The 21,709-nt window shown below is 70.2% G+C and carries 16 protein-coding genes, 1 other RNA gene and 1 pseudogene; 11 read left to right on the top strand and 7 right to left on the bottom strand.

Annotation, left to right across the window (positions count from 1 at the left end; translation table 11 throughout):
- Positions 1 to 55 precede the first annotated feature (55 nt).
- Positions 56 to 1,162, top strand: coding sequence for a peptide chain release factor 2 (gene prfB / locus ABZX85_RS26790; RefSeq protein WP_355873471.1), 1,107 nt, complete (start codon positions 56 to 58; stop codon positions 1,160 to 1,162).
- A gap of 315 nt (positions 1,163 to 1,477) precedes the next feature.
- Positions 1,478 to 2,353, top strand: coding sequence for a hypothetical protein (locus tag ABZX85_RS26785; RefSeq protein WP_355873468.1), 876 nt, complete (start codon positions 1,478 to 1,480; stop codon positions 2,351 to 2,353).
- Positions 2,354 to 2,471: 118 nt separating this feature from the next.
- Here ABZX85_RS26785 and ABZX85_RS26780 read toward each other — a convergent pair whose 3' ends face one another.
- A complete protein-coding gene (locus tag ABZX85_RS26780) occupies positions 2,472 to 2,672 on the bottom strand; it encodes a hypothetical protein (RefSeq protein ID WP_355873465.1) in 201 nt (66 codons plus the stop codon).
- A 269-nt stretch (positions 2,673 to 2,941) separates the two neighbouring features.
- Here ABZX85_RS26780 and ftsE point away from each other — a divergent pair, with 269 nt between their 5' ends.
- The 5 genes from ftsE (at position 2,942) to ssrA (ending at position 6,922) form a co-directional block, all read left to right on the top strand.
- Positions 2,942 to 3,631: a cell division ATP-binding protein FtsE gene (gene ftsE, locus ABZX85_RS26775; RefSeq protein ID WP_355873463.1), complete on the top strand. Its 690-nt coding sequence runs from the start codon at positions 2,942 to 2,944 to the stop codon at positions 3,629 to 3,631.
- A gap of 35 nt (positions 3,632 to 3,666) precedes the next feature.
- A complete protein-coding gene (ftsX, locus tag ABZX85_RS26770) occupies positions 3,667 to 4,584 on the top strand; it encodes a permease-like cell division protein FtsX (protein WP_355873460.1) in 918 nt (305 codons plus the stop codon).
- Positions 4,585 to 4,651: 67 nt separating this feature from the next.
- Positions 4,652 to 5,806 (top strand): S41 family peptidase, encoded by a 1,155-nt coding sequence (locus tag ABZX85_RS26765; protein ID WP_355873457.1) that lies wholly within the window; start codon positions 4,652 to 4,654, stop codon positions 5,804 to 5,806.
- Positions 5,807 to 5,888: 82 nt separating this feature from the next.
- Positions 5,889 to 6,431: an SsrA-binding protein SmpB gene (smpB, locus tag ABZX85_RS26760; RefSeq protein WP_355873578.1), complete on the top strand. Its 543-nt coding sequence runs from the start codon at positions 5,889 to 5,891 to the stop codon at positions 6,429 to 6,431.
- Between the two features lie 103 nt (positions 6,432 to 6,534).
- Positions 6,535 to 6,922: a transfer-messenger RNA gene (gene ssrA / locus ABZX85_RS26755) on the top strand.
- 65 nt (positions 6,923 to 6,987) lie between these two features.
- Here the strand turns inward: ssrA and ABZX85_RS26750 are convergent.
- The 6 genes and pseudogenes from ABZX85_RS26750 to ABZX85_RS26725 all read right to left on the bottom strand — a co-directional run bounded on the left by ABZX85_RS26750 (position 6,988) and on the right by ABZX85_RS26725 (position 15,023).
- Positions 6,988 to 7,989 carry a LacI family DNA-binding transcriptional regulator gene (locus tag ABZX85_RS26750; RefSeq protein ID WP_355873455.1) on the bottom strand — a complete coding sequence of 334 codons (1,002 nt, stop codon included), beginning with the start codon at positions 7,987 to 7,989 and terminating at the stop codon, positions 6,988 to 6,990.
- A gap of 2 nt (positions 7,990 to 7,991) precedes the next feature.
- Positions 7,992 to 10,241 (bottom strand): annotated as a pseudogene (gene yicI, locus ABZX85_RS26745) (alpha-xylosidase); the annotation flags it as partial.
- A 30-nt stretch (positions 10,242 to 10,271) separates the two neighbouring features.
- Positions 10,272 to 11,120, bottom strand: a complete 849-nt coding sequence (locus tag ABZX85_RS26740; RefSeq protein WP_355873452.1) for a carbohydrate ABC transporter permease — start codon at positions 11,118 to 11,120, stop codon at positions 10,272 to 10,274.
- Positions 11,117 to 12,022, bottom strand: a complete 906-nt coding sequence (locus tag ABZX85_RS26735) for a sugar ABC transporter permease (RefSeq protein WP_355873449.1) — start codon at positions 12,020 to 12,022, stop codon at positions 11,117 to 11,119. The genes ABZX85_RS26740 and ABZX85_RS26735 overlap by 4 nt, the downstream gene beginning before the upstream one ends.
- Complete coding sequence (locus ABZX85_RS26730) at positions 12,019 to 13,314, bottom strand: extracellular solute-binding protein (protein WP_355873447.1); 1,296 nt, start codon at positions 13,312 to 13,314, stop codon at positions 12,019 to 12,021. Before ABZX85_RS26730 ends, ABZX85_RS26735 begins: the two co-directional genes overlap by 4 nt.
- 230 nt (positions 13,315 to 13,544) lie before the next feature.
- Positions 13,545 to 15,023: an MFS transporter gene (locus tag ABZX85_RS26725; RefSeq protein ID WP_355873444.1), complete on the bottom strand. Its 1,479-nt coding sequence runs from the start codon at positions 15,021 to 15,023 to the stop codon at positions 13,545 to 13,547.
- Positions 15,024 to 15,118: 95 nt separating this feature from the next.
- On the opposite strand from ABZX85_RS26725, the gene ABZX85_RS26720 reads away from it, so the two are divergent.
- From ABZX85_RS26720 to ABZX85_RS26705, 4 genes are all read left to right on the top strand, one after another.
- Positions 15,119 to 16,084 carry a LysR family transcriptional regulator gene (locus ABZX85_RS26720; RefSeq protein WP_355873442.1) on the top strand — a complete coding sequence of 322 codons (966 nt, stop codon included), beginning with the start codon at positions 15,119 to 15,121 and terminating at the stop codon, positions 16,082 to 16,084.
- An 871-nt stretch (positions 16,085 to 16,955) separates the two neighbouring features.
- Positions 16,956 to 17,924: a translation initiation factor IF-2 gene (locus ABZX85_RS26715; RefSeq protein ID WP_355873440.1), complete on the top strand. Its 969-nt coding sequence runs from the start codon at positions 16,956 to 16,958 to the stop codon at positions 17,922 to 17,924.
- Between the two features lie 305 nt (positions 17,925 to 18,229).
- Positions 18,230 to 20,341, top strand: coding sequence for a glycosyltransferase (locus ABZX85_RS26710; protein ID WP_355873437.1), 2,112 nt, complete (start codon positions 18,230 to 18,232; stop codon positions 20,339 to 20,341).
- Complete coding sequence (locus tag ABZX85_RS26705; protein WP_355873435.1) at positions 20,338 to 21,708, top strand: acyltransferase family protein; 1,371 nt, start codon at positions 20,338 to 20,340, stop codon at positions 21,706 to 21,708. The genes ABZX85_RS26710 and ABZX85_RS26705 overlap by 4 nt, the downstream gene beginning before the upstream one ends.
- The last annotated feature ends 1 nt before the right edge of the window (position 21,709 follow it).

The following is a 21,709-nucleotide window of genomic DNA, read 5'->3' as shown; positions in this document are numbered from 1 at the left end:
CCGTACTTCCCGGGCGCGCGGAGTCTCTGTCGGTGGTTGCCGTTAGGCTGGGGGTGTGGCAGTCGTCGATGTATCCGAAGAGCTGAAGTCCCTCTCCTCGACCATGGAGTCGATCGAGGCCGTCCTGGACCTCGACAAGCTGAGGGCAGACATCGCCGTGCTTGAGGAGCAGGCGGCGGCCCCGTCCCTGTGGGACAACCCGGACGAGGCGCAGAAGATCACCAGCAAGCTCTCCCACCTCCAGGCCGAGGTCAGGAAGGCGGACACCCTGCGCGGTCGGATCGACGACCTCGCCGTCCTCTTCGAGATGGCCGACGAGGAGGACGACCCGGACACCCGCGCGGAGGCCGAGTCCGAGCTCGCGTCCGTCCGCAAGGCGCTGGACGAGATGGAGGTCCGTACGCTGCTCAGCGGCGAGTACGACTCCCGGGAGGCGCTGGTCAACATCCGCGCGGAGGCCGGTGGCGTGGACGCCGCGGACTTCGCGGAGAAGCTCCAGCGGATGTACCTGCGGTGGGCGGAGCAGAAGGGCTTCAAGACCGAGCTGATCGAGACGTCGTACGCCGAAGAGGCCGGCATCAAGTCGACGACGTTCGCGGTGCACGTGCCGTACGCGTACGGCCAGCTCTCCGTCGAGCAGGGGACGCACCGGCTGGTGCGGATCTCGCCGTTCGACAACCAGGGGCGGCGGCAGACGTCGTTCGCGGGGGTCGAGGTGCTGCCGGTCGTCGAGCAGACGGACCACGTCGAGATCGACGAGTCCGAGCTGCGGGTCGACGTCTACCGGTCCTCCGGGCCCGGCGGGCAGGGCGTCAACACGACCGACTCCGCGGTGCGGCTGACCCACCTTCCCACCGGCATCGTCGTCTCCTGCCAGAACGAGCGCTCGCAGATCCAGAACAAGGCGACCGCGATGAACGTCCTCCAGGCGAAGCTCCTTGAGCGGCGCCGGCAGGAGGAGCAGGCCAAGATGGACGCGCTCAAGGGGGACGGCGGCAACTCCTGGGGCAACCAGATGCGTTCGTACGTCCTGCACCCGTACCAGATGGTGAAGGACCTGCGGACCGAGTTCGAGGTCGGTAACCCCGAGGCCGTGTTCAACGGCGAGATCGACGGGTTCCTGGAGGCCGGGATTCGCTGGCGCAAGCAGCAGGAGAAGTAGTTCTGTAGGTTTGTCGACAAGGCAATCGCCCCCGGACCGGGGGCGATTGCCTTTCGCGTTCCGGTGTGGGCTGTGGTTCTGGGTTTTACGTCACACTCACAGAATCCGACGCCCGGCATAGCGTGCGCAGGTGGACATTGCGCGCGCAACGGCCTTGACGGTGCTGGGGAAAATCGGGAGGGTGCAAGCTGGCACGCGTTGTCTGCGAGGCGCATGTGAACCGGGGGACGTGGATCGACTCAGCCGTCCCCCGTCGATCACCGCTTCGACGACGCTGTCCCTCCCTGACGAACAGCTACTGGGGGTAGCAGCCATATGACCAAGAAGACGCGCGTCCGTATAGCGCGTGTAGCCGCCGGCGCGATCGTCGCCGCCGGCGCGTCCCTGACGGTGGCGGGCATCGCCTCCGCCGACCCGGCCGACCCGCCGCCGCCGGACGACTGCACGATCGTGGTCTGCACGGACCCGACGACTGCCGGTGGCACCGACTCGGGCGGTACGGACTCGGCCGGCGGCACGGACTCCGCCGGCGGTACCGACTCCGCCGGTGGCACTGACTCTGCGGGTGGTACCGACTCCGCTGGCGGTACCGACTCCGCCGGTGGCGGTGACAACGCCGGTGGCGGTGACAACGCGGGTGGTGTGGCGTCGGTCGGTGGCGTGGCGTCCATCGGCGGCTCGACCGGTACGAGCGGTTCCACCGGGACCACGGGTACTACGGGCACCACCGGGACCACGGGTACTACGGGTACTACGGGCACCACCGGCTCGACCGGCACCACGGGTTCGACGGGTACCAGCGGCTCGACGGGTTCGACCGGGACCACGGGCTCCACGGGCACGAGCGGCTCCACCGGTACCACGGGCTCGACGGGCACCAGCGGTTCGACCGGCACCAGCGGGTCCACCGACGGCGGCTCCACCACCGGTGGCGCCACCCCCGAGTCCACCGGCGGCTCCACCGGCGGTGCCTCCACCCAGGACCTCGGCAGCTCCGCGCTGACCGACACCTCGTCGAGCGCGTCGTCCTCCTCGGAGGCCACCGCGCAGGGCGGGAACGAGGAGCTGGCCGAGACCGGTGCCGGGCAGACCATGTTCCTGGTGATCGGCGCGGCGACGATGATCGTCGGCGGCGTCGGCTTCCGGGTGCTCCCGCGCCTCGCCGAGGGCCGTGGCGGCGCTGCCGCCTGACCGTCACTGACGGTCGTACGCGACCGGCGGGTCGTACACGCTCAGTAGCGAAGAGGGGCCCGGAGCTTGTCACAAGCTCCGGGCCCCTCGGCGTCTGCGCGGGTGTCCGTACGGGCCGCTACGCGGTCTGGTGGGCCAGCAGGGCCACCGCCGCGATCAGGACGACGAGCGCGGCGACCAGGGCCGCGGGGCTCAGCCCGCCCAGCCCGCCCAGCCAGTTCTCCTGCTGCAACCGCTCGCGGTTCGCCCGGCACACGGGGCACCGGCCCTCGCTCACGGGCGCCGCGCAGTTGGCGCACACCAGCCGGTCGTACGTCATGCGCTCGCCCTCCTTCGCACAGGTTCTGCTCTCTACAACCCGGTTCTTCTCTCTACAACGCACCGGGAAACGGATACGTTCCCTTCCCTCCTACTGTGCCAGGTTCCCCCGGGACCCGCGCCGGATCGCTCCGTACGAGGGCGGCCACCCCTTCACCGCGCGCACGCAAATACCCACAAGCCACACCCAACAGTGACGGGCGCCTGCGCTCCCTCACCCGCTTCGCGTATGGTCACGCTCATCTACCCCCGGCGACCCGTGGTGCACCCGTGATCCGATTCGACAACGTCTCCAAGGTCTACCCCAAGCAGACCCACCCCGCGCTCAGGGACGTCTCCCTGGAGCTGGAGAAGGGCGAGTTCGTCTTCCTCGTCGGTTCCTCCGGCTCCGGCAAGTCCACGTTCCTGCGGCTCATCCTGCGCGAGGAGCGCTGCACGCACGGCCAGGTGCACGTGCTGGGCAAGGACCTCGCCCGGCTGTCCAACTGGAAGGTGCCGCAGATGCGCCGCCAGCTCGGGACGGTCTTCCAGGACTTCCGCCTCCTGCCGAACAAGACGGTCGCGGAGAACGTCGCCTTCGCCCAGGAGGTCATCGGCAAGTCGAAGGGCGAGATCCGCAAGTCCGTGCCGCAGGTCCTCGACCTCGTCGGCCTCGGCGGCAAGGAGGACCGCCGCCCCGGCGAGCTCTCCGGCGGTGAGCAGCAGCGCGTCGCCATCGCGCGGGCCTTCGTCAACCGCCCCAAGCTGCTGATCGCGGACGAGCCGACCGGCAACCTCGACCCGCAGACCTCCGTCGGCATCATGAAGCTGCTCGACCGCATCAACCGGACGGGTACGACGGTCATCATGGCGACGCACGACCAGAACATCGTCGACCAGATGCGCAAGCGCGTCATCGAGCTGGAGAAGGGCCGCCTCGTCCGCGACCAGGCCCGCGGCGTCTACGGCTACCAGCACTGACCGTCCCCCGGTCCCACGGAAAGGCTTGAAGCGCCATGCGCGCCCAGTTCGTCCTCTCGGAGATCGGTGTCGGTCTCCGCCGCAACCTGACGATGACCTTCGCGGTCATCGTCTCCGTGGCCCTCTCGCTGGGGCTCTTCGGCGGCTCGCTGCTGATGAGCGACCAGGTCAGCACGATGAAGGGTTACTGGTACGACAAGGTCAACGTCTCGATCTTCCTCTGCAACAAGAGCGACGCCGAGTCGGACCCCAACTGCGCCAAGGGCGCGGTCACCGCGGACCAGAAGAAGCAGATCAAGACCGACCTGGAGAAGATGTCGGTCGTCCAGACGGTGACGTACGAATCGCAGGACGAGGCGTACAAGCACTACAAGGAGCAGTTCGGCGACTCGCCGCTGGCCGCGTCCCTCACGCCGGACCAGATGCAGGAGTCGTACCGGATCAAGCTGAAGGACCCGGAGAAGTACCAGGTCATCGCGACCGCGTTCAACGGGCGCGACGGCGTGCAGTCCGTGCAGGACCAGAAGGGCATCCTGGACAACCTCTTCGAGCTGCTGAACCTGTTGAACGGGGCGGCGCTCTGGGTGATGGCGCTGATGCTGATCGTGGCGTTGATGCTGATCGTCAACACCGTGCGCGTCTCCGCCTTCAGCCGTCGGCGTGAGACCGGGATCATGCGGCTGGTCGGCGCCTCCGGCTTCTACATCCAGGCGCCGTTCATCGCGGAGGCGGCCGTCGCCGGGTTCATCGGCGGGGTGCTCGCCTGCGTCGGGCTGACGCTCGGCCGGTACTTCACGATCGACCACGGCATGGACCTCGCGGAGAAGATGAAACTCATCAACTTCATCGGCTGGGACGCCCTGCTGACCAAGCTCCCGCTGATCCTCGCGGCGAGCCTGCTGATGCCCGCCCTTGCCGCGTTCTTCGCGTTGCGCAAGTACCTGAAGGTGTGACACATGCCAAGAGGGCCGTACGGACAACTGCCCGTACGGCCCTTTCGCTTCCCCTAGACTCACCGCCATGTCAGGTCCCGACCTGTTCTCCCAGCCCCGCCGCCTCGGCCGCGGGGCCGCCCTGACCTTGGTGTTCGCGAGCGTGCTGGTGGCGGGGGCCGCGACGGGATCGCTGCCGCAGGGGGGCGAGGAGACGGGGGCGGCCCGGTCCGTCGTCCCCGACGCGCGGCGGCAGGTGGCGCAGGCGGCGGCCGAGGCGATGGCCGAGGGCAAGTCCCCGACGGAGGCCGCCGAGCGCGCGGTGAGCCGTAGCGGGGACCGCTGGGCGGCCGTCTACTCCGAGGGGGAGTACGAGGAGTTCGAGCAGTCCCTCGACGGGGAGTACACCGGCGTCGGGCTCTGGGCGCGGCGCGAGTCGGACGGGCGGATCGCGGTCAGCAAGGTGCGGGGCGACTCGCCCGCGGCCGAGGCCGGCATCCGCGCGGGGGACCGGCTGAAGAGCGTCGACGGCCGTGCGGTGGACGGCCTGCCCGTCACCGACGTCCTCTCCTTACTGCGCGGTGACGCGACCGACGCGCCCGCCGGGACGGCCGTCCGGCTGGGCCTCGAACGCGGCACGCGCGCGTGGGCCGAGACCGTCCGGCGCGCGACGCTCTCGACGGAACCGGTGAGCGCGGAGAAGATCCGCGGCGGGGGAACTCTTGTTCGAGTCTCCGCGTTCACCAAGGGAGTGGGCGAGTCGGTACGGTCCGCCGTCCGGGCGGCCTCGGGAGGTGTGGTGCTGGATCTGCGGGGGAACTCGGGCGGGCTGGTCACCGAGGCGGTCGGCGTGGCCTCGGTCTTCCTGGACGGCGGCCTCGTCGCGACGTACGACATGGACGGCGCGCAGCGCGCCCTGCACGCCGACGCGGGCGGTGACACCGCGAGACCCCTGGTCGTCCTGGTCGACGGGGGGACGATGAGCGCGGCGGAGCTGCTCACCGGGGCCTTGCAGGACCGGGGGCGCGCGGTCGTCGTCGGCGGGCGGACCTTCGGCAAGGGCTCCGTCCAGATGCCGACCCGGCTGCCGGACGGCTCGGTCGCGGAACTGACCGTCGGCCACTACCGCACCCCTTCGGGGCACGCGGTGGACGGGGTGGGGATCACACCGGACCTCGAGGTGGCGGACGGGGTGCTGGAGCGGGCGGAGCGGGTGCTGAGCGGGTCGGGGCGGGCGCCCTAGGGGCGAGCGGGCCGTCCTTGCGGAAACGGCTTTCCCTCCGGGGCCCGGCTGGTGCGAAAATGGCGGGACTATGAGCAAGGGAATGTACGTACCGAAGGAGTCCCAGCCCAAGCAGGGCGGCGGGGGCGGCAAGAGCCGGGACGGCGAGAAGGGGGGCAAGAAGAAGATCGTCGCGCAGAACAAGAAGGCGCGGCACGACTACGCGATCGTCGACACGTACGAGGCGGGTCTCGTGCTGACCGGCACGGAGGTCAAGTCGCTGCGCGAGGGCCGTACGTCGCTCGCGGACGGCTTCGTCCAGATCGACCGCGGCGAGGCGTGGCTGCACAACGCCCACATCCCGGAGTACCACCAGGGCAGTTGGACCAACCACTCCGCCCGCCGCAAGCGCAAGCTGCTCCTGCACCGCGAGGAGATCGACAAGCTCGCGGCCAAGGCGGAGGAGTCCGGCCACACGATCGTGCCGCTCGCCCTGTACTTCAAGGACGGCCGCGCCAAGGCCGAGATCGCGCTCGCGCGAGGCAAGAAGGAGTACGACAAGCGGCAGACCCTGCGCGAGCAGCAGGACCGGCGTGAGACCGACCGGGCGATCGCGGCGGCGAAGCGCCGGCAGCGGGGCGTGTAGCCACGGGGAATACGGTGGCATGCGTGCGCGTTGGTCACGTACGATGGCATCAACGCCGACTCCGGTCGGTGCGCACCCCCTCGGGGGTTTGAAAAATCAACATGGGGATGATCGGTTTCGACAGCGGTTGTCGAAGCAGGGGAAGCGTGTCGAGAAAGCGGCAATGATCTCGTTAACCATATGTCGCAAAAAATAATCGCCAATAACAAGAGCGATTCCCGCGCCTTCGCCCTCGCTGCCTAATAAGCAGTGAGCGGAGGCCCTTAACGGGTGTCAGCCCGGGAGTGTTCCCGACCCGGACCCTGGCATAATCTAGGGGACTAAACCGTCTGACCCGGTCACGGGGTGAGACGGGAAATCAAACAGTGGCTGGGCCCGTCGGCGACTTGTTCGCGTGATTGCCGGGGCCGAGAAAATCACAGCGAACTGCACACGGAGAAGTCCTGATTCTGCACCGTTGGACGCGGGTTCGATTCCCGCCATCTCCACTCATCCCATGTGGGCGAGGGCCCCGCTGCTTCCGAGCAGCGGGGCCCTCGGCTTTTGTGCCGCGGGCTCAGGCGTTCCGCGCGGCGGTGCTCGCCCGCCACGTCAGCGTCGGCCGCAGCAGCGTCGACTCCGGCACCGGCTCCCCGGCGAGCTTCTCCATCAGCAGCTCCACGGCCCGCGTGCCGACCTGCCCCGACGGCAGGGCGACCGCGGTGACCTGGAGGTGCTCGGCGAGGTCGGCGGGACAGATCGCGGCCACCGACAGATCCCCGGGCACCCGCAGCCCGAGCTCCCGGAACGCGTCGATCAACGGCTCCAGCACCGCCTCGTTGTGCACGACGACCCCGGTCAACGCCGGTTGCTCCCGCAGCAGTTGCTCGGCCACCCGCCGCGCCGCCCCGGGCGTCGCCGCACAGGGGTGGACGGCCGACTGGAGCCCGGCGCGGTCGGCGGCGGCGGTGAAACCCTGGACGACGCGCTGCGCGAACGCGGTCTGCCGGACGTACACCTCGGGCGGTGAGCCCACCAACGCGACCGCGCGGTGGCCGAGTTCGGCGAGATGGTCCACGCACGCCTCGCCCGCCGCCCGGAAGTCGAGGTCGATGCAGGTGAGGCCCTGCGGGCTGGAGGGGAAGCCGATCATCACCGTCGGCCGGACCGGGGAGCGCAGCAACGGCAGCCGGGGATCGTGGAGTTGGACGTCCATCAGGATCAGCGCGTCCACCAGTGACGTGTCCGCGACCCGCCGGAGCCCGTCCTCGCCCTCCTCCTGCGTCAGGAGGAGCACGTCGTGGTCGTAGTGGCGGGCGGCCGTCACCACCGACACCACGAACTGCATGACGACCGGGAGATGCATGCCGGCGCGTAAGGGGACGACGAGGGCGAGCACGTTGGAGCGGCTGCCGGCCAGCGCGCGGGCCCCGGCGTGCGGCCGGTAGCCGAGGTCGCGGATCGCGTCGTGCACCCGGCGCCGGGTCTGCTCGGAGATCGGCCGCTTGCCGCTCAGCGCGTACGACACCGTGCTCGGCGAGACACCGGCCAGCCGTGCCACATCGGTGATCTTGACCATCAGCCCAACTCCACCGTCAGGAAACCGCATCCGGCCTCGGCCCGAGCCACCCGGTCCCCGGCGGCCAGCGCCCAGGGCGCCGACGGATCACCGGCGGACGCCCGCAGCGTGTCGCCCTCCCGTACGACGGTGAAGCTCACCTCCCCGACCCGCAAGGTGACTTGGGCGCCCCGCTCCAGACCGTACGTGCGCAGCGTGACCCCGTCGGCGTGCGGATAGTCGGGCCGGTCGGCGTGCGCGCCCACCGGGATCACCGCGCCGGGCCGCACCAGCAGCGGGATGCTCAGGAACCCGTGGGTCTCGCGCACCCAGCGCGGGCCGGTGACCGTACGCCCGGTGACGAAGTCGGTCCAGACGCCCTCGGGGACGTAATACCGCACGTCCCCCTGGTCGTTGAAGACCGGCGCGACCAACAGGTCGGGGCCCAGCATGTACTGGCGCTCCAGATGCGCGCAGCCCGGGTCGTCCGGGAACTCCAGGACCATCGCGCGCATCACCGGCAGCCCTTCCTCGTGCGCGGCGCGCGCCGCCTCGTACAGGTAGGGCATGAGGCGCAGCTTCAGACGGGTGAACAGCCGTAGCACGTCCACGGATTCGTCGTCGAAGAGCCACGGCACGCGGTACGAGGAGCTGCCGTGCAGCCGGCTGTGGGAGGACAACAGGCCGAAGGCGAGCCAGCGTTTGAACAGGGCCGGGGTCGGGGTGCCCTCGAAGCCGCCGATGTCGTGGCTCCAGTAGCCGAAGCCGGACAGGCCGAGCGAGAGGCCGCCGCGCAGCGACTCCGCCATCGCCTCGTACGTCGACTCGCAGTCGCCGCCCCAGTGGACGGGGTACTTCTGGCTGCCGGTGGTGGCCGAGCGGGCGAAGACGACGGCCTCGCCCTCGCCCCTGTGCTTGCGCAGGACGTCGAAGACCGTGTGGTTGTACAGGTAGGTGTAGTAGTTGTGCATGCGCTCCGGGTCGGAGCCGTCCGACCAGGCGACGTCCGTGGGGACGCGCTCGCCGAAGTCGGTCTTGAAGCAGTCGACGCCCTGGGCGAGGAGCCGCTCCAGCTTCGCCGCGTACCAGTCGCGGGCCGTCGGGCTGGTGAAGTCGACCAGGGCCATGCCGGGTTGCCACAGGTCCCACTGCCAGACGCTGCCGTCCGGCCGCTTCAGGAGGTGGCCCAGCTCCTTGCCCTCCGCGAACAGCGGGGAGCGCTGGGCGATGTAGGGGTTGATCCAGACGCAGACGTGCAGCCCCTTCGCCTTCAGCCGGGCGAGCATGCCCTCCGGGTCGGGGAAGACGCGCGGGTCCCACTCGAAGTCGCACCAGTTCAGCTCGCGCATCCAGAAGCAGTCGAAGTGGAAGACGGACAACGGGAGTTCGCGCTCCCGCATGCCCTCGATGAACGAGGTCACGGTCGCCTCGTCGTAGGACGTGGTGAACGACGTGGACAGCCACAGCCCGAACGACCAGGGCGGCGGGAGCGCGGGCCGGCCGGTGAGCGCCGTGTACTTGCGGAGGATGTCCTTCGGGGTGGGGCCGTGGATGACGTAGTACGTCAACTCCTGTGCCTCCGCGCTGAACTGGACCCGGGAGACCGCCTCGGAGCCGACCTCGAACGACACCTTGCCCGGATGGTCGACGAAGACGCCGTACCCGGCGTCGGTGAGGTAGAACGGCGTGTTCTTGTACGCCTGTTCGGTGGCCGTGCCGCCGTCGGCGTTCCAGATGTCCACCGTCTGGCCGTTCTTGACGAGCGGGCCGAACCGCTCGCCGAGTCCGTACACCGACGTGCCGACGCCCAGGGCGAGTTGCTCGCGCAGGTAGTGGGCGCCGGTCGTGGTGTCGCGCATGATGCCCATGTTCTTGGGGCCGCTGGAGGTCAGGGAGCGGCCGTGGGCGCGGAAGTCGAGGTGCCAGGGGCCGGTGCGGGTGACCTTCAGGGACAGCTCGCCGGAGGTGAGGGTCGCGTGGTCGTCGTCGTAGGACAGCTGTGGGGTGAACTCCTCGGCTGACAGGTCGAATCGGGGGCTTTGGGGGCGTTCGCCGCGGAAGTGGGTGAAGGTGACGCCGATGACGCCGGGCATCGGGGTGTGCGCGCTGATCGTCACGACCGGTCCCTTCAGGAGGTCGCCGCGGTGGCGGATGGGCTGGGTCGGCGCGTGGATCTCCAGCGCGCCGTCCGACGCGGCGACGTCGAGCACCTCGACCGGGTGGGCCGCGGTGATGCCGTCGCGCAACAGCCAGTAACCATCGGTGAACTTCACGGGGCTGGTCCTTACTCGACTGGAGGGGACTTATTTGACGGCGCCCACGGCGATGCCTCGGGTGAGCGTGCGTTGGAAGGCGAGGAAGAAGACGAGGGCGGGCAACACGCCCAGCAGGGCTGCCGCGTTGGTCATGGTGGCGTCCATCAGCCGCTGGCCCTGGAGGACGCCGAGGGCGACGGACACCGTCTGGTTGTCGTTCGAGATCAGCATCACGAGCGGGAGCAGGAACTCGTTCCACGTCCACACGAAGAAGAAGACCAGCAGGACGCCGAGGGTGGGACGGCTCATCGGGACGACGATCCGCCACAGCACCTGCCACTTGCCCGCGCCGTCGACGTGAGCCGCCTCGATCACCTCGCGGGGGAATCTGCCGAGGACCGCCGAGAGGAGGTAGGTGCCGAACGCTGCCTGGATCACCGTGAACACGATGATGACGCTCAACCTCGTGTCGTACAGGCCGAGTTGCTTGCTCAAGTAGTAGACGGGGTAGACCAGGGCCTCCTGCGGGATCATGTTCGCGAGGACGAAGAAGGCGAGAATCCAGGGGCGGCCCTTGATGCGGCCGATGCCGATCGCGTAGGCGTTGAGGAGGGAGAGGGCGGTCGCGAGGATCGCCACCGCGCCGCTGATCAGGGTGGAGTTGACGAGTTTCCGGGTGTAGTCGACGCGGGTCCAGAAGTCCTTGAGGCCGTCGAGGTAGAGGCCGTCGGGGAGGCTGAGGGGGCCGTTCTGGGCGTACTCCGTGGGGGACTTGAGGGCGTTGAGGGTGACGATGAGGAAGGGGGTGATCATGAGGAGGGCGGCGAGGCAGAGGGCGAGGAGTACGGGGTAGCGGGTGAGGGCGGGGTGGTGTTCGGAACGGCTCGGGGCTGTCATGTCTGCGTCTCCTCCTGCCTGTTCTGGAGCCGCAGCGCGATCAGGGACAGCGCGAGGATCAGGACCGTCAGCACCGTCGAGATCGCCGCCCCGTACCCGACCTGCGTCTTCTCGAAGAACGTGGTGAACGAGAAGTACGACGGCACGTCCGTCGCCCCGCCGGGCCCGCCCTTGGTCAGGACGTACACCGCGCCGAACACCTTCAGCGCGGCGATCGTGCACCAGGTCAGCACGACGGAGATCTCGGGGCGGAGCTGCGGCAGCGTGATGTGCCAGAAGCGGCGCCACCAGCCGGCGCCGTCCAGTTCGGCGGCCTCGTGCAGCTGGGGGTCGATGCGCTCCAGGCCGGCCATGAACACCACGAGCGGGAAGCCGAGTTGGACCCAGACCATGACGCCCATGACGCTGTAGAGCGCGAAGTCCGGGTCGCCGAGCCAGTCCTGCTGCCAGCTCGACAGGCCGACCGCTGCGAGGAGTTCGTTCAGGGAGCCGTTCTCCGGGGCGAGAATCCAGCTCCAGACGATGCCCGCGACCGCGATCGGCAGGACCTGCGGGAGATAGAAGCAGGCCCGCAGGACCGTCGTGATCCGGCTCCCGAAGTGTTTGCCGATGTGGTCGAAGAGGGCGGCGGCCAGGACGAGTCCGATCGCCGTGGGCAGCGCCGCCATCGCCACGACCATGAACAGGCTGTGCCGGAACGACTCCCAGAACGCCGAATCGTCCAGCAGCTCACGGTAGTTGGCGAGCCCCGACCACTCCGGGGTGCCGACGCCCTGCCAACTCGTGAAACTGAGGCCGGTGTTCATGAGGAACGGGACGATGACGACCGCGAGGAAGGCGAGGACGCCGGGGAGGAGGAAGGGGGCGTAGGAGGCGGTGAGCGGGCGACGGGGGGCTGTCATGAGGCCGGGGCGCCCTTGTCGTACGCCTTTCCTATCGCGTCGAGGTACTCCTCGGGCTTCGCGCTGCCGGTGATGAGTTTCTGCGTCTCGGAGACCAGGACGTCGTAGAAGCCGGGGACGGGCCAGTCGGGGTAGAACGCGAGGCCGTCGCGGGTGCTCAACGTGTTGAAGTCCGTGATGAGTTGCTTGGACTTGGGGTCGGTGATCGCGTTCGCGTCCGCCGCGACCGGGACGCCGCCCTTCTCGCCCAGCAGGTTCTGGATCTTCTTCGACAGGGTGATGTCGATGAAGTCGTAGGCGAGTTGCTTGTTCTTCGCGCTCTTCGGTACGACCCACAGGTTGCCGCCCGAGCCGAGCGTGAGTTTCGAGTCCGGCCACAGGGTCGTGCCCCAGTCGAACTTCGCCTCGGACTGGAAGCGGCCGTACCACCAGCTGCCCGAGAACAGGATCGGCGCCTTGCCCTGGAGGAAGGAGACGCCCGCCTGTTCGGCCGTCGCCCCGCTCGAACTCTTCGCTATGTACCCCTTCTCGACCCAGTCCGCGAACGTCTCGGCGCCGTACGTCCAGGCCGCGTCGTGGAAGTCGGGCTTGCCCTTGTACAGCTCGTAGGCGTCGACCCAGGAGCGGTCGGCCTTGGAGAGGGCGAGCTGGTAGAGGTACTGGTGGGCCAGGTACTCGGCGCCGGAGTTGGCCAGCGGGGTGACGCCGGCTTCCTTGAACTTCTGGAGGGCCGAGGTGAGTTGGGAGAACGTTGTCGGGACCTGGACGGCGTACTTCTCGAAGAGGTCCTTGTTGAGGTAGACCATCGTGTACTCGGCGTAGTTCGGGACGCCGTACCAACTGCCCGAACCCATCACGCCGTTGGTGCTGTACTGGCTGGTCGTACGGACGCCCGGGCTCAGCAGCTTGTCCCAGCCGCGTTTCGTCACCTCGTCCGTGAGGTCGGTCAGCAGGCCCTGCTTGGAGAGGAGGCCCGCCGTTGCGTTGCCCTTGTTGTACTCCATCAGGTCGGGTGCGTCGGAGGAGTTGAGGACCATCGGGGCCGTCTTCTGGATCTGCTCGAAACTCTTCTCCTCGAACTTCACCTTCACGCCCGGGTGTTGGACCTCGAACTCCTTGATCGCCTCCGTCCAGGCCGCGCCCATCGCGCTGTTGGGGGCCTCGTAGTGCCACAGGCGCAGGGTCTTCCCGTCGGCTTCCCCGCTGTCCGTGCCGCCGCAGGAGGCGAGGAGGAGGGCCGCGCTCAGCGCCGCCGCCGCTGTCGTCAGTGTCCGCCGTTGTGCCGTCAACATCCTTGGTCTCCAAGGGAGTCGGATGGGTCTTCGGGCCGGGCCGGCGTCACGCGATGTCCGTCGAATCGATTCGATGCGTGACGTCGAAGCGCTTCGACGGAGGAAGTTATTGGGTGGGTGGGGGTGCGTCAATGGGGTGGCGGGGAATGGCGGAAGCGATTCGACTGAGAGGCGCTGGTGGGGGGTGGTGAGGGGTGGGGGTTCTTCGGTGGGGGTGTTCGGGCGTGTCGTCAGCTGTTCGGTCGGCCGTGCTGCGGTCGTTCGTGCGGTGTTCGCCTTCGCCCTCGTCCTCGGCGCAGCAGTGAGACGAGCAGTGCCGTGCCCGCCGCTGCCACCGGTAGGGCGAACCCCGTTGCGGGGGAGGCGTGTTCGGCTGTCCAGCCGCCGGTCGCGCTGCCGGCGGCGATGCCGGCGAGGAGGCCGGTGACCGCGAGGGTCATGCCCTCGTTGAGGCGGCCCTCGGGGGTGCGCTGCTGGATCAGGGTCATGCCGGTGATCATCGTGGGGGCGGTCGCGGCACCGGCGACGAGGAGAGCGAGGGCGAGGAGGGGGAGGGAGCCGGTGAGGGAGGCCGCGAGGAGGGGGAGGGTGAGGAGGGTGGTCATGGCGGCGATGCACCAGGGGTAACGGCGTTCTGCTGGGCTGGGGTTGGCGGGTGTGGTGGTCGGCTCGGTGCCGGAGGCCGGTTCGGCGCGGCTCGCCAGCGCTCCGAACACCAGCCCCGCGACGGCCGATCCGCCCGCCTGGAGTCCCAACACCAGCCCGGCGGCGGCCCGATGGCCTGCCTCGTCCGCGAAGGCGACCGTCACCACCTCGGTCGCTCCGAACACCGTGCCCAGGCAGAGGCACACCACGAGCAGGGGCGGCATCCCGGGGGCGGTGAGCGGGGAGCCGGTGGTGGTGCGGCCGTGCGGGGGCGGTTCCGTCGAGCGCTGGGCGGCGAACAGGAGGATGCCGGTGACGAGGAGGGCGGCGCCGGTGAGCGTGCCGGCCTCGGGGAAGACGTTCGCGCAGAGCAGCGCCGCGAGCAACGGGCCGAGCAGGAAGCAGAGTTCGTCCACCGACTGCTCGAAGGAGTTCGCCGTGTGCAGGGCCTCCTCGTCGCCGGCCAGGAGGTGGGCCCAGCGGGCGCGGGACATGCCGCCGGTGTTGGGGGTGGTCGCCGTCGCGGCGTACGCGGCGAACAGGGTCCACGCCGGGGCGTCGTGGCGGACGCACAGGACGAGGGCGAGGGAGCCGAGCGCCGCGAACAGGGCCGCGGGGACGGCGATACGGGCCTGGCCGTGCCGGTCGACGAGCCGTGCGGTCCAGGGGGCGACGACCGCCGTCGCCGCGAGGCCGGTCGCGGTGACCGCTCCGGCCAGCGCGTACGAGCCGCGCAGCTCGGCGATCATCATCACCGCGCTGACGCTGAACATGCCCGAGGGGAGGCGGGCGACGAGGTTGCCGGCGGTGAAGGCTCGGGCGCCGGGGTGGGAGAGGAGGCGGCGGTAGGGGCCGGGGGTTCGGGGGGTGTGGGGGGTTCGGGTGGGGCGAGGGGGTTTGGGGGTGCGGGGTGTTCGGGCGGGCTGAGCGTGAGCGTCGCGGCGGGCGGCTCGGGCGGTTCGCGGGGTGAAGTCGACGGCGATCAGGGTGTCGGCGGTCGTTGTGTAAAGGGTTTCCGGTGCGTTTCTGGGGGTGCGTGGGGATTCCTTGTGGGCGTCGGGCATGTCGTCCACGGTCGTACGGCGGTGATCGTCCGGTCCAACACCTGCCGAGCGGTAATTCACGCACCTGTGTTGTCAGTCCTTGTTAGGTTCGCCGGATGTCTCAGGATCTCGACCCCCGACTGCTCCGGGTCTTCCTCGCCGTGGCCGAGGAGCTGCACTTCACGCGGGCCGCCGCGCGGCTGTTCGTCGCACAGCAGGCGTTGAGCCGTGATGTGCGGCGGCTGGAGCGGGAGTTGGGGGCCGAGCTGTTCGTCCGGACGACGCGGCAGGTCGCCCTCACCTCGGAGGGTGAGCGTCTGATCCCGTACGCGCGGCGGGTGTTGGACGCGCAGGAGGAGCTGCGTGCCGCGTTCGGCCAGGCCCGCGCGCTGCTCGTCGACCTCAACTCACCGCGTCTCGCGACGGGTTCGCTCGTCCTGGAACGGGCCCGGCGGCTCGCCCCGGAACACGAGCTGATGGCCCGCTTCGAGAGCGGGCTGACCTGGGCCGCGGCCGAGATGATCGCCGGCCGGCTGGACGCGTCGTTCGGGCGGTACGCCGGGCTGGACCCGGCGCTGCGGGCACGCCTCGACCATCAGCTCGTCCGGTACGAGCCCATGGCCGTCGTCCTTGCCGAGGACCACCGGCTGGCCTCCTGGGACGTGGTGCCGGTGGCGGAGTTGGCGGGGGAGACGGTGTACGCGGGGGCCGGGAATCCGCGCACCCCCGAATGGACCGATCTGGCACGGCGGTTGTTCGAGGGGCGGGGTGTGCGGGTCGCGCCGCCGACGCCGATGGCCGTGGGGGAGGAGGAGTTCCGGCGTGTCATGGCCCGGTCCAGTTGGCCGGTGCTCGCCGTGGAGGGTTTTCCGGCCATGCCGGGGACGGTCCGGCGACCGCTCGTCGAGCCCGTCCCTTTGTCCCCCGTGTCACTCGTGTGGCGAAAGGGGCTGGTCCATCCGGCCTTGGCTGTACTGCGTCAATCTGCGCTCGAACTCGCGGTCGAGGAATCGTGGTTGGAGATTCCGAGCGGTGGATGGATTCCAGCCATCGACATGAGCATGGCATCAACATACAAATGACACATCGCACACGCGGCGCACATTCGCTGCGCTAGATTCGGCGCCCCGAGCACGGTGAGACATCCGGGGCGCGTGAGACCGGGTGGGGGCCTGGTCGTGCGACGTGTGCTCGGTAGTCGAACACGCGCCCAGAACTGTTTCCCGGGATGGACCCGGGTGTTCCCGGAGTGCTCCCGTGGGGGGAAGTGCGCACGTGAAGAAATGGCGAGAAGACGCCCAACCTGAATGGCCCGAGCCTGCGTCGCCGACGCAGGGGGTCGCGGCGGTCGGGGGCGGGACCCAGACGTTTCCCGGGCCGGTGCCGGCCGACGGTGAACGGCGGGAGATATCCGGGGAACCGGGTGAGCGGGCCCTGCCGGGGCTGACCGGATGGGAGGGGTTCCCGGACGACGTCCTCGACAGCGGGCGGCGGGCACCGGACCCGTCGACCCGGGTGCCGGACTCGGCTGTGCCGATGCCGGTCGGGCCGGGGTCGGTTGGGCCGGGTTCGGTGGGACGGGGTTCGCTGGGACTTGGGTCGGTGGGACTGGGCTCGGGGTCGGGGTCGGGTCGGCCGCTGTCGGTCGCTTCGGCGGAGTCGGCTCGGGGGAGTGGGGCGGTGGGGCGGGACCCGTGGGGGGCGAACCCTGAGGGGGGTTCGGGGTCGTACGGGTCCGGAGGCAGGGCCTCGGGGTCGGGGTCCGGGTCGTCGGGGTCGTCGGCGTCGGGGTCCGGGGCCGATTCCGGTGGGGCGAGTGGTGGGGGGTGGCCGGTGGCTCCTCGGGGGCGTCGGGCGAAGAGCGGAGCGGACGGGGGGCCGAACCGTGGGGGTGGCTCTCCGGGAGTACGGGGTGTACGGGACGGGAGCGGCGCGGCGGACGGGGCGTCGGGTGTGGCGGGGCAGGCCGGTGAGGGGCAGGACCCCGCCGAGGTGACCGTCCAGCTCGACCCGCTCAAGGGCGGCGAGTCCGACGGCGACGCGTCCGAACGCCCCGTGTTCGTCGACGAGTCGGGCCGCCGAAGCCGTACCTTCCGGCGCCTCGGACTCGCCGTCGGCGTGGCGTGCGGCGCCTACGCGGCCGTCATCGTCGGCACGCTCCTCTCCGGCAACGCGGGCGCCCCCTGGCTCCCGCTGCCCGGTCCCGGCGACGACAGCAAGCCCGCGAGCCAGGTCGAGGCGACCCGTACCCCTAGTACTTCCGAGGGACCCACGCCGGGCGACGTGTTCGCCCCGGGCGGCACCTCGTCGGCCACCGCGTCCGGTACGACGACCAGGGCCCCCGGCGCGACCCCGGGGCCGTCCGCCTCGGGCACCGCAGCCGCGTCGCCCCGGCCGTCCTCCTCGGCCACCGCCTCGCCGAGCGCCGGCGCGACCAAGCCGGGGACCGGGCCCGGACCCGGTATCGGCACCGGCAGCCCGTCGCCGGCCGGCAGCAGCCCGGCGGTGTCGTCGCCGCCACCGTCCTCGGCGGCGCCCTCGCCGGACCCGTCGCCTGACGCGTCGGCCTCGCAAGGGGTGACGGAGAAGCGGCAGGCGTCCGGGGCCTCGGGCGGCGGGGGCACGGTCGCGGGGAGTCCCGCGCCGTCCGTGGTGGGGGCCTCGCCCGCGTCGTCGCCCGCTTCGGGCAAGGTGGCGCCCGCGTCGGTGTCCGGGGCGGGCGGGTCGTCCGGGTCCGGGTCGTCCGGGTCGGGCGGGGCCGCCTCCGGTGGCTCGTCGACCGGGGCCGACACGCCCGGGTCCGTCCTGGCGGCGAACATCGACGCGCCCGAGAGCGCGCCCGGATCCGGCGCCGGAGTGCTCGTGGCACGCAAGGCGCTCGCCTCCACCGCGCCCCTCTCCTCGGCGGAGGGCGTCTCCTGATGGCACCACGTCCACACCGGCGATCCGCACAGGGGTCGACCGGTTCCTCAGCCCTACCCTCGCACCGGTCCCCGGGGTCGTCCTCAGGTCGTAGGGGGGGGACGCGCCGGAAGCGGGGGGCGTCGGACGGCGCGGGTACTACGGGTACTACGGGCGGCCCGGGGTCGGGCGGTTCGAGTACTACGGGTACTACGGGGGGTACCCCGCATCCCTCCCAAGAGCCACCGACGTCGTCGTACCAGGCGCCTCCTCCCGCGCCCTCCGCGTCCCCGCCCCCCTCCACCCCCCGCCGCCGTTTTCTCCCCATGCGGCATCTGCTCCCGCTTCTCCTGCTCTGTGCGGTGATGGCGATGCTGATGCTGCGGGGCTACGTGCACAGCGAGATCCTCGCGGACTACCGGGTGCGTCCGGAGGCGGCGTCGGACAGCGTGCCGGAGAAGATCCTGAACGGCGGCCCGGTCGTGGACACCCGGGGCGGCCAGGCGACCAGCATGGACATCCCCGACCGCAAGATTGTCCTGACCTTCGACGACGGCCCCGACCCGCGCTGGACGCCCGAGGTGCTGGACGTCCTGAAGAAGCACCACGCGCACGCCGTCTTCTTCATCACCGGCACGATGGCCTCCCGCTACCCCGACCTGGTCCGGCGGATGGCCGCCGAGGGCCACGAGATCGGCCTGCACACCTTCAACCACCCCGACCTCTCCTACCAGTCCAGGTCCCGCATCGACTGGGAACTCACCCAGAACCAGCTGGCGTTGGCGGGCGCGGCCGGTATCCGCACCTCGCTCTTCCGGCCGCCGTACTCCTCGACGGCCGAGGCCCTCGACGACAACTCGTGGCCGGTCGTGCGCTATGTCGGCAGCCGGGGCTATCTCACGGTCCTCACGAGCGTCGACAGCGAGGACTGGCAGAAGCCCGGGGTGGCCAGGATCATCGCCAACTCGACCCCGCCGAAGGGCAAGGGCGGCATCGTGCTGATGCACGACTCCGGCGGCGACCGGCACGAGACGGTCCAGGCCCTCGACCGCTACCTTCCCCAACTCCAGGCGCGCGGCTACAAGTTCCAGAACCTCACCGAGGCCCTCGACGCCCCCAGCGCCCATATCCCGGTCACCGGCGCCGAGTTGTGGAAGGGCAAGGCGTGGACGGCCCTCGTCACGGCCTCCGACGAACTCACCGGCGTCCTCGTCATCGGCCTCGCGGTGATCGGCTTCCTCGTCTTCGCCCGCTTCGGCCTGATGCTGCTCCTGTCCGCCGCGCACACCCGCCGCACCCGGCGCCGGGGCTTCACCTGGGGTCCGGGTGCGCCGGTGACGGAGCCGGTGACGGTGCTGGTCCCGGCGTTCAACGAGGCCAAGTGCATCGAGAACACGGTGCGTTCGCTGATGGAGAGTGAGCACCCCATCGAGATCCTGGTGATCGACGACGGGTCGAGTGACGGGACCGCGCGGATCGTGGAGGAACTCGCCCTGCCCGGTGTGCGGGTGGTGCGCCAGCTCAACGCGGGCAAGCCGGCCGCGCTGAACCGGGGGATCGCGAACGCGTCGCACGACCTGATCGTCATGATGGACGGTGACACGGTCTTCGAGGCGTCCACCGTAAGGGAGTTGGTGCAGCCGTTCGCCGATCCGCGGGTCGGGGCCGTCGCGGGGAACGCGAAGGTCGGCAACAAGGACACCCTGATCGGGGCCTGGCAGCACATCGAGTACGTGATGGGCTTCAACCTGGACCGGCGGATGTACGACGTGTTGCGCTGCATGCCGACGATCCCCGGCGCGGTGGGGGCGTTCCGGCGGACCGCGCTGGAGCGGGTCGGCGGGATGAGCGACGACACCCTCGCCGAGGACACCGACATCACCATGGCGATGCACCGTGACGGGTGGCGGGTCGTCTACGCGGAGAACGCGCGCGCCTGGACCGAGGCGCCGGAATCCGTCCAGCAGTTGTGGTCGCAGCGCTACCGCTGGTGCTACGGCACCATGCAGGCCATCTGGAAACACCGCCGCGCCGTCATCGAACGAGGCCCCTCGGGCCGCTTCGGACGCATCGGCCTCCCGCTCGTCTCCCTCTTCATGGTCGTCGCGCCGCTCCTCGCCCCGCTGATCGACCTGTTCCTGATCTACGGTCTGATCTTCGGGCCGACCGGCAAGACCGTGGCGGCCTGGTTCGCCGTCCTCGCGATCCAAGGGGCTTGCGCCGCCTACGCGTTCGCCCTCGACAAGGAGCGTCTGACGCCGCTGATCTCTCTGCCGCTCCAACAGATCCTCTATCGGCAGCTCATGTACATCGTCCTGCTCCAGTCCTGGATCACGGCGCTGACGGGCGGCCGGCTGCGCTGGCAGAAGCTGCGGCGGGTGGGCCAAGTCGCGGCCCCGCCAGGGCAGTTGGCTGCGGAGAACGGGGGGCGGGGATGACGAGCACTTCCGGGATACCGGAGCCGGGGGCCTCGCCGGCGCCCGGTTCCGGACGGCGACGGGCGCCGAAGATTCCCACCCCGAAGATTCCCACGCCGAAGATCCCGGCGCCGAGGACGCCGGAGTCGTACACGGACGGGAAGTTGGACGCGACCACCGCCTTCGAGACGGTGACGGTCCCCGTCGCCGCGGAGGCGGGGGCCCCTCCGGCGGGGCGGAAGGGCGGACGGGACCGGTACTTCGACCTGTTGCGGGCGATCGCGCTGTTCCGGGTCGTCCTCTACCACCTCATGGGGTGGGCCTGGCTGCCGATCGTGTTCCCCTCGATGGGCGTGATGTTCGCCCTCGCGGGGAACCTGATGTCCCGCTCCCTGGACAGGCGTCCGGCGCCGGAGGTCATCCGGGGTCGGCTACGGCGGCTGCTCCCGCCCCTGTGGCTCCTGGGAGTGATCGGGGTGACCGGCATGCTCCTCGCGGGCTGGGGCCCCGATGCGGAGGGGCGCCCGGTGTGGTGGTGGCTCCACCTCGGGTACTGGGTCCTCCCGCTCAGCGACCCCCCGTACGCGGAGGTCTCGCACGGCATCCAGGGGCTCGTCGCGGACGACTGGCCCACCGCGCTCGGCGTACCTCTCTGGTACATCAGGGCCTACCTCTGGTTCGTCCTCCTCTCCCCGCTGCTGCGCCGGGCCCTGCGCGCCGCGCCCTGGCCGACGATTCTGGCCCCCCTAGTACTTTCGGGTGCCCTGGAGTTCACCTCGGCCACCACCACGAGCTGGCGCCTCGACTCCACGCTGACCGACTTCGCGACGTTCGGTTCCTGCTGGCTCCTGGGTATGGCCCACCATCAGGGCGTCCTCCAGCGGCTGCCCCGGTACACCGTCCCCTCTCTGGCCCCGGCCGTCGCCGCCGTAGCTCTCTGGTACGCCCTCGCGCACGATCTCCACCAGGACCACGACCTGGACGACATGCCCTTCGCGCAGTCCCTCTGGTCCTTCGCGACGGTCCTGCTGCTCCTCCACCTCAGCCCGAGCTGGCAGAGCTGGCCCCCCGCGCTGCGCCGCTGGGACGGCCTGATCACCCTCCTCAACTCCCGTGCCGTCACGATCTACCTCTGGCACAACCTCTGCATCGTCATTGCCGAACCCCTCTGGGACCACGCCTGGAGCATCCCCTTCCTCGAACAGCACACCCCCTGGCTCCTCAACTCCCCTTGGCCCGTCCTCCCGTTGACCTGGCTCCTCACCGCCCTCTGCGTCCTCGCCTTCGGCTGGGTCGAGGACCTCGCCGCCGGCCGACACCCCACCCTCTGGCCGAACGGCAAACCCCCCGGAACCCGCCGGAACACTTCCCGAACCCACGCCCGCTGAG

Source organism: Streptomyces sp. NPDC004539, assembly GCF_040610055.1.
Classification (GTDB): Bacteria; Actinomycetota; Actinomycetes; order Streptomycetales; family Streptomycetaceae; genus Streptomyces.
Note: the sequence above shows the minus strand (reverse complement) of the source record. Positions and strands in the feature narration are given on the sequence as shown.

Bases quoted from the DNA above. Each gene is read 5' to 3' on its own strand.
- ABZX85_RS26785 (WP_355873468.1), top strand. From the start codon at position 1,478: ATGACCAAGAAGACGCGCGTCCGTATAGCGCGTGTAGCCGCCGGCGCG.
- ABZX85_RS26780 (WP_355873465.1), bottom strand. From the start codon at position 2,672: ATGACGTACGACCGGCTGGTGTGCGCCAACTGCGCGGCGCCCGTGAGC.
- ftsX (WP_355873460.1), top strand. From the start codon at position 3,667: ATGCGCGCCCAGTTCGTCCTCTCGGAGATCGGTGTCGGTCTCCGCCGC.
- ABZX85_RS26765 (WP_355873457.1), top strand. From the start codon at position 4,652: ATGTCAGGTCCCGACCTGTTCTCCCAGCCCCGCCGCCTCGGCCGCGGG.
- smpB (WP_355873578.1), top strand. From the start codon at position 5,889: ATGTACGTACCGAAGGAGTCCCAGCCCAAGCAGGGCGGCGGGGGCGGC.
- ABZX85_RS26750 (WP_355873455.1), bottom strand. From the start codon at position 7,989: ATGGTCAAGATCACCGATGTGGCACGGCTGGCCGGTGTCTCGCCGAGC.
- ABZX85_RS26740 (WP_355873452.1), bottom strand. From the start codon at position 11,120: ATGACAGCCCCGAGCCGTTCCGAACACCACCCCGCCCTCACCCGCTAC.
- ABZX85_RS26735 (WP_355873449.1), bottom strand. From the start codon at position 12,022: ATGACAGCCCCCCGTCGCCCGCTCACCGCCTCCTACGCCCCCTTCCTC.
- ABZX85_RS26730 (WP_355873447.1), bottom strand. From the start codon at position 13,314: ATGTTGACGGCACAACGGCGGACACTGACGACAGCGGCGGCGGCGCTG.
- ABZX85_RS26725 (WP_355873444.1), bottom strand. From the start codon at position 15,023: ATGCCCGACGCCCACAAGGAATCCCCACGCACCCCCAGAAACGCACCG.
- ABZX85_RS26720 (WP_355873442.1), top strand. From the start codon at position 15,119: ATGTCTCAGGATCTCGACCCCCGACTGCTCCGGGTCTTCCTCGCCGTG.
- ABZX85_RS26710 (WP_355873437.1), top strand. From the start codon at position 18,230: ATGCGGCATCTGCTCCCGCTTCTCCTGCTCTGTGCGGTGATGGCGATG.
- ABZX85_RS26705 (WP_355873435.1), top strand. From the start codon at position 20,338: ATGACGAGCACTTCCGGGATACCGGAGCCGGGGGCCTCGCCGGCGCCC.